The sequence below is a fragment of the Corynebacterium sp. p3-SID1056 genome, assembly GCF_025152525.1.
Classification (GTDB): Bacteria; Actinomycetota; Actinomycetes; order Mycobacteriales; family Mycobacteriaceae; genus Corynebacterium.
Genome location: NZ_JALXXL010000003.1, coordinates 1 through 15850, shown reverse-complemented (window position 1 = coordinate 15850; position 15850 = coordinate 1). Strand labels below are relative to the sequence as shown.

The following is a 15850-nucleotide window of genomic DNA, read 5'->3' as shown; positions in this document are numbered from 1 at the left end:
CATGTCTGATACCAATTTCAACGAGCTGAAGTCCCTCCTCGAGTGGGTCAACCAGTCCGGCGATATCGAAGAGCTGAGCATTAAGTACGGCGACATCGAGCTCGCCCTCTCCAAGACGCCGGGTGGCCTGAGCCACCTCAAGGCTGCACCGGCTCCGGCTCCGCAGGCCGCTCCGGCACCGCAGGCTGCTCCGTCTGCACCTGAGGCAGCGCCGGCACCGGCTGCTCCGGAAGCCGCTCCGGCTCCGGAAGCCGCACCGGCTCAGGAGGCTGCCCCGGCACCCGCAGCCGAGGCCCCGGCTGATGGCGTTGAGGTGACCGCTCCGATGGTCGGTACCTTCTACGCTGCGCCGAAGCCCGGCGCTGACCCGTTTGTCAAGGTCGGCGACGAGGTCGAGGTGGGCCAGGTGCTCTGCATCGTCGAGGTCATGAAGCTGATGAACAACATCGAGGCCAAGGTTGCCGGTACCGTCAAGCAGATCCTCGTGGACAACGAGGACGCTGTCGAGCACGGTCAGCCGCTGATGATCATCGAGCCCAAGTAGGCACACCCGAAAAACCCTAGAAAGGTGAGGAGACCCGCAATGACTGATTTGTTGGGGAGCGTGCTCATCGCCAACCGCGGTGAGATCGCACTTCGCATCATCCGTGCTTGCAAAGAGCTCGGTATCAAGTCCGTGTTGGCCTACTCGGAGGGCGACCGTGATTCGCTGCCCGTGAAGGAGGCAGACAAGGCCGTCTGCATCGGCCCGGCCAACGCAGCCAAGAGCTACAACAGCCCCGAGCTGGTCGTCTCCGCGGCGATGGCCTACAAGGTAGATGCCATCCACCCCGGCTACGGCTTCCTCTCGGAGAAGGCCGACTTTGTCAAGATGGTCGAGGACGAGGGGATCGGCTTCGTCGGCCCGTCGTCCGAGCACATCCGCCGGATGGGCGACAAGATCGAGGCAAAGCGCATCGCGCAAAGCGCTGGCGTGCCCACGGTGCCCGGCTCTGACGGCGTGGTCACCGAGTTCGACGAGGCGCTCGACGTGGCCAAGGAAACCGGCTTCCCGCTGCTGATCAAGGCCGCCGCCGGCGGTGGTGGCCGCGGAATGCGCGTGGTGGAGTCCGAGGAGACGCTAGAGAAGGATCTGAACGAGATCATGAACGAGGCGCAGTCCGCGTTCAACGACTCCTCGGTCTACATCGAGCGCTACCTCACCGACATCCGCCACATCGAGATCCAGGTGCTTGCCGACGGCGAGAACGCCATCGCACTGGGCGAGCGCGACTGCACCTCGCAGCGCCGCAACCAGAAGCTCATCGAGGAGGCGCCGTCCCCGGCGATCGATGACGAGCTGCGCGAAGGCCTGCAGCAGGCGGCGATCAACCTGTGCAAGGAGGTCGGCTACAAAAACGCCGGCACGGTGGAGTTCGTGTTCGACAACATCGAGCGCAAGTACTACTTCATCGAGATGAACACCCGTATCCAGGTGGAGCACCCGGTCACCGAAATGATCACCGGCGTGGACCTGATCCAGGAGCAGCTGCGTATCGCCTCCGGGCAGAAGCTGCGCCTGACCCAGGATGATGTGGAGATTCGTGGCCACGCCATCGAGTGCCGCATCAACGCGGAGGATCCGAACGAGAACTTCGCGCCGCGCCCGGGCAAAATCGAGCACTTCCGCGCGCCAGGCGGCTTCGGTGTCCGCATGGATACGCACATCGAGTCTGGCTACACCATCCCGCCGTTCTACGACTCGATGGTGGGCAAGCTCATCTGCTGGGCGGAGGATCGCGATGCGGCGATCGAGCGCACCCTGCGCGCGCTCAGCGAGCTGACCACCGATGGCGTGGTGACCACCGGCCCGTTCCAGGCCTACCTGCTCAACAGCGAGAAGTTCCGGAGCGGTGACATCAACACCGGTTACGTCGCCAAGATGCTCGAGTCGGCCGGCGAAATCCCGACTGAGGAGTAACCGCACGCCACAGTAAGGAGTTGTGAAGGAATGCTGGTCGCCGTGGCCATGCTGGTCGGGGCGATCGTTCCCGTCCAGACCGCGATTAACACCCGTTTTCGGCAAAGCGTGGGCTCGCCAATCGGCGCGACCTTTCTCTCCTTCATCCTTGCGGTGGCCGCATCCTGCATCATCGCCGCTATAGCCACACGCACTCTGGTTCCAGACCTCACGCTTGTCGCCTCTGAACCCTGGTGGGTGTGGCTTGGCGGCTTTATGGGCGTGATGTTCATCGCCGGCAACATCGTGCTCTTCCCAGAGCTCGGGGCGGTGCAGACCACAATTCTGCCCATCTTGGGGCAAGTGATCATGGGATTGCTTGTCGACGCCACCGGGCTCTTTCGCTACCCCCAAACCCCAGTCGGGCCACTCCGGCTACTCGGCGCCCTCATCGTGCTCATCGGTATCGCGATGGTGCTGGAAGTCGGACGCGGCGCCCCGCTGCACGGCACCGCCCGCGGTCCGCGCGCCTGGGCGCTGCGTGCTTTCGGCGTGTTGATGGGGATGGGGTCTGCGACGCAGACTGCCGTCAACGGCTACCTGGGCAAGGTGCTGCATAGCCCGATCCAAGCCGGCCAGATCTCTCTCGCCGTGGGCCTCGTCGTGCTCTTAATTTTGGTCCTCGTACTTCCCGCGCCACGAGCAGCGGTGGCTTCCGGCGTTGCGCCTGGCCCGTGGTGGATGTGGCTGGGCGGGTTGCTTGGTGCCGTCTTCGTCTTCGGCGGAGCGACCCTTTCGCCCATCCTGGGTACGGGCATGACGGTGATTGGCTCGCTCGTCGGCATGATTATCTGCGGCCAGTTACTCGAATCGATTGGCATTGGCGGCGGCACGAAAGGACTCCCCACGCCCTTTCGGCTCGCGGGCCTGGCGATCGTGCTGGTGGGCGTGGCGATGGTGCGCCTGCTTTAGGCCACGATTCGCGCGTATTTTTTAGCGCATGGTGCGCCAGCGCTCGAGCGTGAGTGTGGGGGAGAGCGCCCGTGAGACGCAGGTAGCGAAGGCGCCGTTTTCGTGGCGCTCCTCGGTGAAGACGCTGTCGCGGTGGTCGGGGGTGCCGTCGATCACGCGCATGATGCACGTGCCGCACGTGCCTTCGCTGCACTGAGACAGGATCGGCACATCCTCGTCTTCGAACACGTCGAGCACGGAATCGCCTTCGGGGATGTGATACGTCTCGCCGTTGAAGATGACATCGAAGGCCCCGTCGGCGTCGTGGTTGCCAGCGAGCGCCTCCTCCGTGGCGCGAAACGCCTCAAAGTGGATGTTTTCCTTGGGCAGGGCCTTGCTTGCCGTGTCGATCACGCCGTCCATAAACCCCTGCGGCCCGCACACGTACACATGGGTGTCTTCTGGTGGCACGTCGGATTCTGCGAGTGCTTCCTCGATATATCCGGCTTGTTTCTCGCGCTCGCCGGTGGCGAAGATGCTTTTTGTTTGCCCCTGGAGATAGGTCTCGATCAGGTGCCGCATCATTGCGCGCTCCTCGCTGGAAGCGAAATACAACACTGTGTAGTCGGCTTCTTGGATTTGCAGCTCGCGGGCAAGCGAGAAGATCGGGGCGATGCCTACGCCAGCGCCGACGAGGATTGAGCGTCGTGCCGTTTTTGCGAGGGCGAAGTTATTGCGGGGCGGGCGGATGCGGACGGTGTCGCCCGGCTCGATGCTGTGCGCCGCGATCGACCCGCCGCGCGAGTTGTCCTCCAGCTTGACCTCGATGCCGTAGGTAGCGCGCTGGGTTCCTGGTTCCCTTCCCAAATAGTGGGTGGGGTAGAGGGAAAACTGACGGACCAGTTCTTCGCCTTCGGGGGTGCGGAGCACAAAGTCGGCGTGGCAGCCAGGCTCGTAGCCAGGCAGCGGCGCGCCGTCGTGTGTCTCGAAAGTGATCAGTGCGATGCCGTGTGCGCGTTCGACGTCGGTCGCGGTCAACTCGATGAGTTCCTCGGTGGGCTTTTCGGGCACCGCTTTCGGGGCCGGGGATGCTGGCTTGTGGCGGTTGAACGCGGCTTCTCGGTCGGCGGCATTGAGGTCGCTTTGTGTTTTTCTCCCTCCGAAGAGTGCAGAAAAACCACCCTTGGCCATGCCGTATCCCATTGCGTCCTCCATTGTGAAACTCGGTGTCCAAAATCGCGGTACAAAACAGTTGCCGGGCAACCGTGTAATGGATAGTATAAAGCCATGCAAAAAGTGATCAGCAATACACCCGCGTGTGATTATTAGGCATCTAACAGGTAGTTGCCATTGTTGATCGCCTTCACTGATTTTGCTGCAAGCCATAATTACCAGCCGCGATGGCGGCCCCTATCAAAAGGGAAAGGGAACTACATGACTGCCAGTACACAAGCCCGCGAGGAGCAGGGCTACCAGAATCCGGTGCGCCCGGAGGTGCTGCCGATGTCGGATAATCCTTACGAGGATTTCCGCTATTTCTACCGCGACGGCATGCCGCTACGCCCGGCCCCGAAACGCCGGACGAGCCGTCCTGGCTGGTCAACGCTGCGCCACAACCTCTTTGACCGCTGGCACACCGTGGCCGACGAATGGGAGGGCTACGACAGCTTCCAGACCAAGCTGCTGGATGACCACATGTGGCAGACCGACGAGACGGGCTGGAAGCTGGCCGAGGCCTTCAAGCGTGACGGGGCGGAGAAGTCCCGCGCCGACTTCGAGAAGGCGCTGAACGAGGGTATTGATACGGTCACCGACCCGGCTCCGGAGCTCGTCGAGTTCTTCGCGGAGGTGGACAACGTGCCGGAGTGGATCGACCTCGAGGCGGCCGAACGCGGGCGTATCGCCTACTACAACGTCACCCCGTCTGCGGAGCTGTTGTCCATCGGCTTCGCCTACTGGGCGACCACGATGGAGGACCGCACTTCGGCGGCGACCGGTGAGACCGGCATGTTCGAGATCGAGTCCTTTACCCGCATCATCGAGACGGTGAAGTTCTTCGTCGACTTGGGTAAGAAGGGCGTGTTTGACCGCTATAGCGACGGCTTGAAGGCCGCAGTGCGCGTCCGCCTGCTGCACGCCCAGGCGAACCGCGGCCTGGAAAAGCTGTGGGGCCCGGAGCACTACAACGAGTTTGGCCGCCCGATCGGGTCTTCCTTCCTGGTCTCTGGCGAGGGCTGGTTCGCACTCATGCCGATCGGCGTGGATGAGTTCTTCGGCCGCCCTCACACCGGCGAGGAGTGGGACGACGTCGCAATGTACTGGGCGTGGGTGCTCTACCTCATGGGCGCGGAGGAGCGGCTCATCCCGAAGACCGGCGATGAGATGCGCAAGATGACCGACTTTATCTACGCCAACGGCGGGTACTCCTCCGCCTACCACGTGCGCGTCGCCACCGCCCTGATGGGCATCCTCGAGGACCTGGATCCGCAGATGCCTGCGCAGGTGCTTGGTGCCCTGTCGCTGATCATCGGGGACGAGGAAACGCAGTTCATGGTGAAGGGCTCCCGCTTCGAGGGCACGCGCTACCTGCACTGGAAGATTGCGTTCCTGCTCAAGGCGAAAGCGGAGGCAGCGGTCTACCGCGTGCTCGACAAGGTGCCCGGGGCGAAGGCAAGGAAGGTAAAGAAGGCAGCGGACGGCAAGCCGCCGTGGTCCGGCGTCTTCAAGCAAATCGAGGACTACGTCGCGGAAAAGGCCCCGCACGTCAAGGCCGAGTACAAGCTGCACGACACGTCCAAGGAAGGCCTGCGCTAAACCCGCAGAACCCGTCTCACCCCGAAAACAACCCGAATATAAAAGGAGCACACTCATGACCCAGACATTTACTGAGAACCCGCTTGCGGCCGATCACTACGACCGCGCTGACTGGCCGGCTGCTCGCGGCGACCGGGCGGCGTTCGTCGCAAAGTTCGGCGAAGCACGCGCGAAGCGCTTCGAGCAGGCGCTGTGGGCGATGGATCCCATCGCCGATGCGCTGTACACCAGCGGCAACAAAGCCAAGGACATCATGCCGAACCTACGCGAGGCGCTCGCTCGCGGCGAGGCTGACGAAAACACCTTGCCCGAGGTCAAGGCGCTTATCGACGACATGAACGCGGCGCTCGAAGGCGTCGATTGGGAGCGCCTGGAGCGAGGTCAGAAGGCTGCGCTGGCGATCCCCGTGCTCGCGCAGAACCTCTCGCTTGGCCCCGGTGCACTGATCCACACGTACGCCACCCCGTCGATCGCTAACATCCTGGTCAACACCGGCGAGCTGACCGAGGGTGCGGTGCACCGCCTGGCCTACACCACGAACTGGATCTACTCGGTCTACCTCAAGGACGGGCTCAAGCCGGGCAACGTCAGCTACATCCACACCGGCATGGTGCGCGCAATGCACGCGCACGTGCGCCGCGTGCAGACTCAGCTGGGCCTGGACACCTCTGACTGGGGCGCGCCGATCAGCGAGTTCGACATGTTCCGCACTTGGTTCGACTTCACCTACATCGCCTTTACTTACCTGCGCAACCTGGGGTACAGGCTCACGCTGGAGGAGGAGCAGGACCTGTTCTACCTGTGGCGAGTCGTCGGCGTGATGCTCGGCATTCCGCGCGACATCCTCGAGCCGGAGACTGACATCGACGCGTCCCAGGAGAGCATCGACGCTATTCACTTCATCGACGGCGAGCCGAACGAAGCCTCGCGCGCGCTCGTGGACGCGCTGTTCAGCGGGTTCCGCACCAACGTCAAGCAGCTGCTGCCGTTCCCGGACGAGTCCATCGACGACTGGATGTACGCGGCGACCCGAATCATGCACGGCGATGAAGTGGCAGACATCTTCGACGTGCCGCACGCGGCGTCACGCCCGTTCGTCGAGCTTGACCTTCCGCTCGTCCAGCAGCGCTTCGACCTTTTGCGCGCGAACCCCGATGCGCTTGAGCAGGAGGTGAAGCAGAACCACCAGACGCTGCTCGACGCGCTCACGCAGGAAACGTCCTACATGGGCCAGGATGAAGGCATCAAAATGAGCGACGGAGCTTACAGGCCCGGCGCATAGTGCTATAGTTCACACCCGAGACTTTGAAATACACCCCAGAAAGGAAAGCAATGGCCACTCAGTACCGCGTCCAGAACCCCGTGAACAACGAGGTTGTGGAGACCTTCGACTACGCCACCGACCAGGAGATCAAGGACATCCTGGACCGCTCCGAGGCAGCGTTCAAGACCTGGCGCCACACCTCCTACGAGGAGCGCGCGGAGATCGTCGGTAAGGCAGCGCAGCTGCTCAAGGAGCGTTCGGAGGAACTGGGCAAGATCATGGCCCAGGAGATGGGCAAGTCCGTGCCGGAAGGCGCGTGGGAGGCTGACTTCTCCGGCGACATCATGCAGTTCTACGCAGACCACGCAGCTGAGCACTCCGCAGACAAGAAGGTCGATGTTCCGGGCGGCAAGGCCGTGGTGCGCCGCCTGCCGCTGGGCACGCTGCTTGGCATCATGCCGTGGAACTTCCCGATCTACCAGGTCGCGCGCTTTGCCGGCCCGAACCTGATGAACGGTAACTGCATCATCCTCAAGCACGCCGAGATTACGCCGAAGTCCGCTGCGGCCTTCGAGTCGATCCTCAAGGAAGCTGGTCTGCCAGACGGCGTGTTCATCAACGTCTACGCCACCCACGACCAGGTGGCAGACATCATCGCGGATCCGCGCGTGCAGGGTGTGTCGCTCACCGGTTCCGAGCGCGCGGGCGCGAAGATTGCGGAGACCGCGGGCAAGAACCTGAAGAAGGTTGTGCTCGAGCTCGGCGGCACCGACCCGTACGTGATCCTGGACTCCGCGGACATCAAGGCTGCGGCGCAGGAAGCATGGGCCAAGCGCGTGCAGAACGCGGGCCAGGTCTGCACCTCCAACAAGCGCATCATCGTCATGGACGACATCTACGACGAGTTCGTCGACGAGATGGTTGCCATCGCTGAGTCCTTCAAGAAGGGCGACCCGTCCAACCCGGGCGAGAACGAGTACTACCCGATGTCCTCCCGTCAGGCGGCTGAGCTGATTGACGAACAGGTCAAGCGCGCCGTCGCAAACGGCGCGAAGCTGCGCGCCGGCGGTGTGCTGGACGACAACTCGGCGTACTACTCCCCGGCGGTGCTGACCGATGTGCCGGTCGGCTCCGACGAGTACTACGAGGAGTTCTTCGGCCCGGTCGCGGAGATCTACAAGGTATCTTCCGAGGAAGAGGCAGTCGAGCTGGCCAACAACTCCTACCAGGGCCTGGGCGGCGCTGTCTTCTCCGAGGACACCGATCGCGCAATCAAGGTCGCGGACCAGATCGAGACCGGCATGATCCACGTCAACCTCGGCCAGTACTTCTCCGCAGTGCTGCCCTTCGGTGGCGTGAAGCGCTCCGGCTTCGGCCGTGAGCTGTCCGTGTTCGCGCTCGACGAGTTCGTGAACAAGCAGTACCTCTACGTGAACGACTAAGAAGTTCACAGGCGCTCGCCCAGTCTGAGTGAATGCGGCGCGCAGCGCCCACAGGCTGCGGAAAAGCCCCGGGTCATGTTACGAAGGTGCATGATCCGGGGCTTCACCTGTCACACCAGTAACAGGTAAGGTGTGACTGGTGATCAAATTCTCCAACGTCACCAAGGTTTACCCCACGTCGACCCGACCCGCGCTGGACAACGTGTCCTTCACCATCAATGACGGGGACTTCGTCTTCCTCATCGGCCCTTCCGGCTCTGGCAAGTCCACGTTTTTGCAGCTGATGATTCGCGAGGAAAACGTCACCTCGGGCGACATCCACTTCAACGACTTTCACGTCAACGCGCTGCGCGGCAAGGACGTAAACACGCTGCGCCAGTCCATCGGCTATGTCTTCCAGGACTTCCGCCTGCTGCCGAAGCTCAACGTCTACGACAACGTCGCGTTCGCGCTGGAGGTCATCGGCAAGTCGAAGTCGCGTATCCAAAAGCTCGTGCCAGAAGCCCTCGAACTCGTCGGCCTCGACGCCAAGGCGAACCGCATGCCGAACGAGCTCTCGGGTGGTGAGCAGCAGCGAGTGGCGATCGCGCGGGCTTTCGTCGATAAGCCTGCGCTCATGCTTGCCGACGAGCCGACGGGCAACCTCGACCCCGCCACCGCCGACGAGATCCTCGCGCTGCTTGGGCGCATTAACCGGATGGGTACCACCGTGGTGATGTCCACCCACAACGCCCGCGCGGTCAACGACATGCGCAAGCGCGTGATGGAACTTGATCTGGGCAGGCTCGTACGCGACGACGAGCACGGCGTCTACGGAAACGTGAGGGGATAGCAATGAACTGGAACTTTATCTTCCGCGAGGGGTTCCGCGGCCTGGGCCGTAACATCACGATGACGATTGCGCTGGTGATCACCACCGCGCTGTCGCTCGTGCTCGTCGGTGCCGGCATCCTGATCTCGCAGGCCACCTCGGACACGAAAGATCTGTACCTGGATCGCGTCGAGGTGATGATTGAGCTCGACGAGGAGATCTCGGCCAACGACCAGGATTGCTCCTCGGAGGCGTGCAAAGAGGTGCGCGACACCTTGCAGGCCGACAGCGGGGTAGAGCAGGTGACCTTCCGCTCCCGCGAGCAGTCCTTCGAGCGCTTCAAGGAACTGTTCGAGGAGTCGGAGCCCGAGCTGGTGCGCGAGACGACGGCGGATGCGCTGCCGGCCGCGCTGCACGTGCGCCTCACGGACCCAGCGGAAACCACCCCGATTGAGAAGGTGGCGGAAATGCCCCAGGTCACCGTGGTCACCGACCAGGCGGACACCGTGCGCGAGGCCGCTGGGACAATGGATACCTTCCGCAACGTCACGTTCACGGTGGCGGCGGCGCAGGCGCTTGCGGCGATCTTTCTCATCGTGAACATGGTGCAGCTGGCCGCGTTCAACCGCCGCGACCAGATCAGCATCATGCGCATGGTCGGCGCCTCCCGCTGGTTTACGCAAGCGCCGTTCGTGCTCGAGGCGCTGATCTCCGTGTTTATCGGCGCGGTGCTGGCCACGGTCTTGACGTGGGTGGGCAAGCGCTCGATCGTGGACCCGATGCTGGGTGACCTCTACGCGTCCGCGCTGATCGCGCGCGTACCGGATTCCGCGGTGTGGACCGTCATGCCGCTCGTGGGGCTGGGCGCGATGGTCGTCGGCGCGATCGCCGCGCAGGTGGCGCTTCGCTCCTACGTGCGCAAGTAGTAGACTGATTCCCTTATGGCCAAGAAGAGTAAAAAGAAGAAGCTGAGCAACACCGGGGTTTTGGCGACCAACCGGAAAGCGCGGCATGACTACACCATCTTGGACACCTGGGAAGCCGGCATCGTGCTGCAGGGCACGGAAATCAAGGCCCTGCGCGAGGGCAAGGTCTCGCTTGTCGAGGCCTTCGCCACCATCGACAACGGCGAAGTATGGCTGCGCAACATGCACATCCCCGAGTACTCGCGCGGCCACTGGACCAACCACCCGCCGCGCCGCACCCGCAAACTCTTGCTGCACCGCCGCGAGATCGATTCTTTGGCCGGCAAGCTTCGCGACGGCAACAAGACGCTCATCCCGCTGTCGCTCTACCTCAAGGACGGCCGCGCGAAGCTCGAACTCGGCCTGGGCCAAGGCAAGCAGGATTACGACAAGCGCCGCGCGATCAAGCGCCGCACCGAAGACCGCGAAATTGCCCGCGACATGGGACGCAAGTTCAAGGGGATCAAGGCTTAAACGCTTTCCCGCTACGGTGGGGCGCATGAAGACTGCATTGATTACCGGCGCGTCGCGTGGCATTGGTCGCGCTATCGCCGAAGAGCTGGGCAAAGACCACCACGTCATCGCCGGGGCGTCGAACAATGCCGCAGAGATCGTCGCCCAACTGCCCAGCGCCGAGCCATTCGAGGTGGATCTCACCGATACCGAGGCGCTTTGCCGCGCCGCCGCCCGCATCGAGCAGGTCGACGTGCTCGTCCACGCCGCAGGCGTGCTGCACAAGGCGCCCTTTGACCAGCTCACCGAGGCCCAGTGGCGCGAGACGATGGAGGTCAATGTCCACGCACCGATCACCCTGACCCGCGAGCTCTTGCCCGCTTTACGACGTTCACGTGGCCTCCTCCTCACCATCAACTCCGGCGCCGGCTTCTTCGGCGTCCCCGAAAACTCCGCCTACTGCGCCTCCAAGTTCGCGCTGCGCGGCTTCACCGATGCCCTGCGCCTCGAAGAAGCAGGTCACATCCGCGTGACCTCACTGCACCCGGGCCGCACGAACACAGACATGATCGCCGCCCCGGCCCACGGTGACGCGCCGAAGATGGACGCGACGTCGGTAGCCAAGGCGGCCCGCTTGGCCGTCGACGCAGGCCCGGACGCCGTAGTGGACTTCTTGCGCATCACGCCGACCGGGATGGAATAAACTTTGGTCCTTGCGGTTGGTGTAGGGGAGAGGTAAGGTTACTTCTCCTACGGTTCCCGTAGTTGAAATGGGGTCGATTCAGGTTTCGACTTCATCGACTAAGCCAGGGGAAGCGTGCCGGTGCAGGCTGGAGACCACCGTAAGCGTCGCAGCAACTAATAAACGCAGAGAAGAACTCTCAGCGTGACTTCGCCCTCGCTGCCTAAGAGCTAGCGACCGCGAGTCTGTCAGGCCGGGGCCGTCCCCGACCCGGTACCTGGCATCGACTTAGGGGACTTGCCTTCCGGGCCTGTGAGTGGGCCTCGGGAGGGACTCCTTTTCACTCACTGGGCTGATCATCCGGACATGTCCGCCTGATCCGGAGGGCCGAGCAGAGGTAGCGTGCGGACTGCGCACGGAGAAGCCCTGGCGCGGTGATGAAGGACCCGGGTTCAATTCCCGGCGGCTCCACCGAGTGCGAAATCCCGGCGAGTAGTTTTACTCGTCGGGATTTTTCTTTTTACCCCCGGCGGGGAATTTGGAAACATGTGTGTAGTGTAATTATGAGATGCCACGGGGGTGAGGGTTGCCTAACCTTGGATGCTGCTCTAGTTTTTATCAGGTAACCCTATCCTTACTTAATAGATACAAGGAGTACATGTCCATGCGCCGACACTCACGCACCGCCTTCGCTGCGGTCGTTACCGCCGCAGCCCTGACGATTACGGGCTGCTCTGGAGCTGAAGAATCGACGGGCGGGGAGGATAACGCGGCGTCGGCAAGCGATACTGCCCAGGCGGAAAATGCCGTGACCGTCGAGGACAACTACGGCTCCAAGGAAGTGCCGAGCCCGCCGAAGCGTGTCGTTGCGCTGGATAACCGCTCCTTCGAGCTGCTGGACGAGTGGGGTGTCAAACCGGTGGCGGCGGCGCGTGCGCTCGTGCCGGTGACGATCCCGGGTATTGCTGATGATGAGGACATCGTTGACATCGGCAACCACCGCGAGCCCAAACTGGAGGCGATCGTGGCAGCCGAGCCGGACGTCATTGTCTCCGGCCAGCGGTTCGAGAAGTACGACCAGGACATTGAAAAGCTTGCCCCCGACGCCGTGCTCGTGGACTTCGAACCGCGCGAGGGTGAGAGCCTGGACGCAGAGCTGATTCGTCAGACCGAGGCGCTGGGCACCATCTTCGGCAAGGAAGCTGAAGCAGAGCAGACCATCCAGGACTTCAAGGACGCGCTCGAGCGCGCGAAGAAGGCCTACGACCCGGAGCAGAAGGTCATGGCCGTCAACGTCTCCGGAGGCGAGATTGGTTACGTCGCGCCAAGCCTTGGGCGAGTGTGGGGGCCGCTGTTTGACCTGCTTGGCATGACCCCAGCGCTCGAGGTGGACAACGCATCGGACGACCACCAGGGTGATGACATCTCAGTCGAGGCTATCGCGAGCGCCAACCCGGACTGGATCCTCGCACTCGACCGCGACGCCGCGATCAAGACGGAAGACTCGCCGGCCGCACTCAGCGTGCTTGCCGATTCCGCAGCGCTGCAGAACGTGAAGGCCATTCAGGAGGACCATGTATATGTCGCGCCGAACGACACGTACACTAATGAGTCGATCATCACGTACACCGAGATCCTGAACGAGCTCGCCGAGAAGTTTGAAGCCGCGTAGTTAATGACAGCACCGCACCAGACCGACACCCCCACCCGCCCCGCGCTTCTGAATTGGAAGCTCGGGGTGGGTGTGGGTGTCGTGGTATGCCTGCTCCTTGCGTCGCTGGCCGTCGGCCAGTACGACATCCTCGGTTCCGAGGACGGTTGGGCGATGTTCAACACCACGCGCGTGCCTCGCACGATTGCGCTCGTGCTTGCCGGTGCAGCCATGGCGATGAGCGGGCTGATCATGCAGATGCTCACCCAGAACCGCTTCGTCGAACCAACGACGACCGGTACGACAGAGTGGGCAGGCCTGGGGCTGTTGGCGTCGTACGTGTTTATGCCGGAGGCGTCGATAATCGCCCGAATGCTGCTCTCTGTGGTGTTCGCCTTCGTCGGCACGATGGTGTTTTTCGCCTTTCTACGCAAGGTGACGCTGCGGTCGAGCCTGATCGTGCCGATCGTGGGCATCATGCTCGGTGCCGTCGTCAGCTCGATTTCGACCTTTTGGGCGCTGCAAACTGACCTGCTGCAATCGCTCGGCGTGTGGTTCGCCGGCTCGTTTACCAGCGTGATTTCTGGGCAATACGAGGTGCTGTGGGTCGTGCTCCTCGTCGTAATTGCGGTGTTTTTCTACGCCGACCGGCTCACCGCAGCCGGGCTTGGCGAGGATATCGCCACGAACATCGGGCTGAATTATCACCGCATCGTCTTCGTCGGCACGGGGCTTGTGGCCATCGCTGCCGGTGTGGTGACCGTGGTCGTGGGCAACCTGCCGTTTTTGGGCCTGATCGTGCCGAACATCGTGAGCATGGTGCGCGGCGATGACCTGCGCTCCAACCTGCCATGGGTCTGCCTGCTCGGCGTCGGCATCGTCACGGTGTGCGACCTGCTGGGGCGCACCATCATCGCTCCTTTTGAAATGCCGGTGTCTGTGATCTTGGGCGTAGTGGGCGCCGTCGTCTTTGTCGCCCTGATTGTGAGGCAAACGCGGCGTGGCTAATGCAACGAAGAACGCAGCGGCGGACCGGCACGTCGGTGCTTTCCAGAGCTCCAAGAGCAAGAAGCGTTACTGGGCGGTGCTGTCCGCGCTGGTGCTCGCGGCGGCACTGTTTACCTTCGGGTTGATCGGCTACGAAAACCCGATGGAGTTCGGCACCCGTGGTTACTGGCTGATCGCTGAGCGCCGTTCCACCGCCGTGGTGGCGATGCTCATCGTGGCTGTCTGCCAGGCTGCCGCGACGGTGGCCTTCCAAACGGTGACCAATAACCGCATTCTTACGCCCTCGATCATGGGGTTCGAGTCCCTCTACGTTGCGATACATACGGCGACGGTGTACTTCTTGGGCGCTGCGGGCCTTGCCCAGGCGCACACCACGCAGATGTTCGTGGTCCAACTTGTGCTCATGGTGGGCTTGAGTTTGGTGCTCTACTCCTGGTTATTGACGGGAGAGGGCAACAACATGCACGCCATGCTGCTCGTTGGCATTGTCATTGGCGGGGGACTGGGGAGTGTCTCCACGTTCATGCAACGCATGCTCACCCCGAGCGAGTTTGACGTGCTCACCGCGCGCCTGTTCGGTTCGGTCAATAACGCCGACCCCGCCTATTACCCGTTGGCGGTGCCGCTCGTCGTGGTAGCCGTGGCGCTTTTGGCATGGAACGCGCAGCGCCTCAACGTGCTGGCGCTGGGCCGCGACGTGTCCATCAACCTCGGTGTGCAGCACAAAAAACACGCGGTATTTACGCTCGTGCTGGTCTCAGTGCTCATGGCGGTGTCCACCGCGTTGGTCGGCCCGATGACGTTTTTGGGCTTCTTGGTTGCCACTCTGGCGTACCAATTCACCGACACCTACGACCACCGCTTCATCTTCCCCATGGCGATGCTTCTGGGGTATTGCATTTTGGCCGGCGCGTACTTTGTCATGAACCACGTCTTCTACGCGCAGGGCGTAGTGTCCATCATTATCGAACTGGTAGGAGGGATCACCTTCCTGGTGGTCATCCTGAAGAAGGGACGACTGTGATCACGCTCAGCAACGTCAGCAAGTCATACACCGAGGACGTCGCCATCGGACCGGTCAACATGCAGATCCCAGCCGGTGGCATCACCGCGCTGGTGGGGCCCAATGGCGCTGGCAAATCTACGCTGCTCACAATGATCGGTCGCCTGCTGTCCATCGACTCCGGCACCGTCGAAATCGGCAGCATGGACGTCACCAGCGCGAAGTCCAAAGACTTGGCCAAGATCATCTCCATCCTGCGCCAAGAAAACCACTTCGTCACCCGCCTCACCGTGCGCCAGCTCGTTGGGTTCGGCCGCTTCCCATATACACAGGGGAGGCTCAACGCGGAGGACGAGGAGATCATCTCCAAATACATCGACTTTCTTGGACTTCGCGAGCTGGAAGGCCGCTACCTCGATCAACTCTCGGGCGGCCAGCGCCAGCGCGCGTATGTAGCGATGGTGCTGTGCCAAGAAACGGACTATGTGCTTCTCGACGAGCCCCTGAACAACCTCGACATCGCCCACTCCGTGGAGATGATGAAGCACCTGTACTCAGCCGCCAAGGAATTCGGGCGCACGATCATCATCGTGCTGCACGACATCAACTTCGCTGCCCGCTACGCGGACTACATCTGTGCGGCGAAGGACGGCCAGATTGCGGCTTTCGGCACCCCTGACGAGATCATGCGCGACGAGTTGTTAACCCAGATTTTCAATACGCCGGTCAAAGTCATCGAGGGACCACACGGGCCCCTAGCCACGTACCACTAACCGGTTTATGTGCCACGAAAACCTGGGTTGTGCTGCTGGTTTGCGTGTTTGTTGTGGAGGTGGTTAAGTATTTTCTCGTTGCCGCGAGCGATTG

The 15850-nt window shown here is 62.4% G+C and carries 15 protein-coding genes and 1 other RNA gene; 15 read left to right on the top strand and 1 reads right to left on the bottom strand.

The window, feature by feature from the left end; translation table 11 throughout:
* Window position 1: 1 nt before the first annotated feature.
* Genes accB through M3G14_RS03535 form a run of 3 tightly spaced genes read left to right on the top strand, consistent with a single transcriptional unit; the run spans window position 2 to window position 2911 of the window.
* Window positions 2-544, top strand: coding sequence for an acetyl-CoA carboxylase biotin carboxyl carrier protein (gene accB / locus M3G14_RS03545; RefSeq protein ID WP_259924705.1), 543 nt, complete (start codon window positions 2-4; stop codon window positions 542-544).
* 39 nt (window positions 545-583) lie between these two features.
* The gene (gene accC, locus M3G14_RS03540) at window positions 584-1960 is read left to right on the top strand and encodes an acetyl-CoA carboxylase biotin carboxylase subunit (protein WP_259924704.1); all 1377 of its coding nucleotides are present in this window, start codon (window positions 584-586) and stop codon (window positions 1958-1960) included.
* A gap of 30 nt (window positions 1961-1990) precedes the next feature.
* Entirely contained in the window at window positions 1991-2911 is a 921-nt protein-coding gene (locus M3G14_RS03535) for a DMT family transporter (RefSeq protein WP_259924703.1), read from the top strand.
* A gap of 21 nt (window positions 2912-2932) precedes the next feature.
* Here the strand turns inward: M3G14_RS03535 and M3G14_RS03530 are convergent, their stop codons facing one another.
* Window positions 2933-4093: a PDR/VanB family oxidoreductase gene (locus M3G14_RS03530; protein ID WP_259924702.1), complete on the bottom strand. Its 1161-nt coding sequence runs from the start codon at window positions 4091-4093 to the stop codon at window positions 2933-2935.
* 231 nt (window positions 4094-4324) lie between these two features.
* On the opposite strand from M3G14_RS03530, the gene M3G14_RS03525 reads away from it, so the two are divergent.
* The 12 genes from M3G14_RS03525 to M3G14_RS03470 all read left to right on the top strand — a co-directional run bounded on the left by M3G14_RS03525 (window position 4325) and on the right by M3G14_RS03470 (window position 15756).
* Entirely contained in the window at window positions 4325-5704 is a 1380-nt protein-coding gene (locus M3G14_RS03525) for an oxygenase MpaB family protein (protein WP_259924701.1), read from the top strand.
* 55 nt (window positions 5705-5759) lie between these two features.
* Window positions 5760-6986, top strand: a complete 1227-nt coding sequence (locus M3G14_RS03520) for an oxygenase MpaB family protein (RefSeq protein WP_259924699.1) — start codon at window positions 5760-5762, stop codon at window positions 6984-6986.
* Window positions 6987-7036: 50 nt separating this feature from the next.
* Window positions 7037-8410, top strand: coding sequence for an NAD-dependent succinate-semialdehyde dehydrogenase (locus M3G14_RS03515; protein ID WP_259924698.1), 1374 nt, complete (start codon window positions 7037-7039; stop codon window positions 8408-8410).
* A 139-nt stretch (window positions 8411-8549) separates the two neighbouring features.
* Complete coding sequence (gene ftsE, locus M3G14_RS03510) at window positions 8550-9242, top strand: cell division ATP-binding protein FtsE (protein WP_259924697.1); 693 nt, start codon at window positions 8550-8552, stop codon at window positions 9240-9242.
* 2 nt (window positions 9243-9244) lie between these two features.
* Window positions 9245-10147: a permease-like cell division protein FtsX gene (ftsX, locus tag M3G14_RS03505; protein ID WP_259924695.1), complete on the top strand. Its 903-nt coding sequence runs from the start codon at window positions 9245-9247 to the stop codon at window positions 10145-10147.
* A gap of 15 nt (window positions 10148-10162) precedes the next feature.
* Window positions 10163-10660: an SsrA-binding protein SmpB gene (gene smpB / locus M3G14_RS03500; RefSeq protein WP_038589000.1), complete on the top strand. Its 498-nt coding sequence runs from the start codon at window positions 10163-10165 to the stop codon at window positions 10658-10660.
* Window positions 10661-10685: 25 nt separating this feature from the next.
* Entirely contained in the window at window positions 10686-11342 is a 657-nt protein-coding gene (locus M3G14_RS03495) for an SDR family oxidoreductase (RefSeq protein WP_259924692.1), read from the top strand.
* A gap of 69 nt (window positions 11343-11411) precedes the next feature.
* Window positions 11412-11795, top strand: a transfer-messenger RNA (tmRNA) gene (ssrA, locus tag M3G14_RS03490).
* A gap of 184 nt (window positions 11796-11979) precedes the next feature.
* Complete coding sequence (locus M3G14_RS03485; protein WP_259924691.1) at window positions 11980-12993, top strand: siderophore ABC transporter substrate-binding protein; 1014 nt, start codon at window positions 11980-11982, stop codon at window positions 12991-12993.
* Window positions 12994-12996: 3 nt separating this feature from the next.
* A complete protein-coding gene (locus M3G14_RS03480; protein WP_259924689.1) occupies window positions 12997-13980 on the top strand; it encodes an ABC transporter permease in 984 nt (327 codons plus the stop codon).
* The gene (locus M3G14_RS03475; RefSeq protein WP_259924688.1) at window positions 13973-15004 is read left to right on the top strand and encodes an iron chelate uptake ABC transporter family permease subunit; all 1032 of its coding nucleotides are present in this window, start codon (window positions 13973-13975) and stop codon (window positions 15002-15004) included. The genes M3G14_RS03480 and M3G14_RS03475 overlap by 8 nt, the downstream gene beginning before the upstream one ends.
* Window positions 15001-15756, top strand: a complete 756-nt coding sequence (locus M3G14_RS03470; protein WP_259924687.1) for an ABC transporter ATP-binding protein — start codon at window positions 15001-15003, stop codon at window positions 15754-15756. The genes M3G14_RS03475 and M3G14_RS03470 overlap by 4 nt, the downstream gene beginning before the upstream one ends.
* Window positions 15757-15850 lie beyond the last annotated feature (94 nt).

Bases quoted from the DNA above. Each gene is read 5' to 3' on its own strand.
- accB (WP_259924705.1), top strand. From the start codon at position 2: ATGTCTGATACCAATTTCAACGAGCTGAAGTCCCTCCTCGAGTGGGTC.
- accC (WP_259924704.1), top strand. From the start codon at position 584: ATGACTGATTTGTTGGGGAGCGTGCTCATCGCCAACCGCGGTGAGATC.
- M3G14_RS03535 (WP_259924703.1), top strand. From the start codon at position 1,991: ATGCTGGTCGCCGTGGCCATGCTGGTCGGGGCGATCGTTCCCGTCCAG.
- M3G14_RS03530 (WP_259924702.1), bottom strand. From the start codon at position 4,093: ATGGGATACGGCATGGCCAAGGGTGGTTTTTCTGCACTCTTCGGAGGG.
- M3G14_RS03525 (WP_259924701.1), top strand. From the start codon at position 4,325: ATGACTGCCAGTACACAAGCCCGCGAGGAGCAGGGCTACCAGAATCCG.
- M3G14_RS03520 (WP_259924699.1), top strand. From the start codon at position 5,760: ATGACCCAGACATTTACTGAGAACCCGCTTGCGGCCGATCACTACGAC.
- M3G14_RS03515 (WP_259924698.1), top strand. From the start codon at position 7,037: ATGGCCACTCAGTACCGCGTCCAGAACCCCGTGAACAACGAGGTTGTG.
- ftsX (WP_259924695.1), top strand. From the start codon at position 9,245: ATGAACTGGAACTTTATCTTCCGCGAGGGGTTCCGCGGCCTGGGCCGT.
- smpB (WP_038589000.1), top strand. From the start codon at position 10,163: ATGGCCAAGAAGAGTAAAAAGAAGAAGCTGAGCAACACCGGGGTTTTG.
- M3G14_RS03495 (WP_259924692.1), top strand. From the start codon at position 10,686: ATGAAGACTGCATTGATTACCGGCGCGTCGCGTGGCATTGGTCGCGCT.
- M3G14_RS03485 (WP_259924691.1), top strand. From the start codon at position 11,980: ATGTCCATGCGCCGACACTCACGCACCGCCTTCGCTGCGGTCGTTACC.
- M3G14_RS03480 (WP_259924689.1), top strand. From the start codon at position 12,997: ATGACAGCACCGCACCAGACCGACACCCCCACCCGCCCCGCGCTTCTG.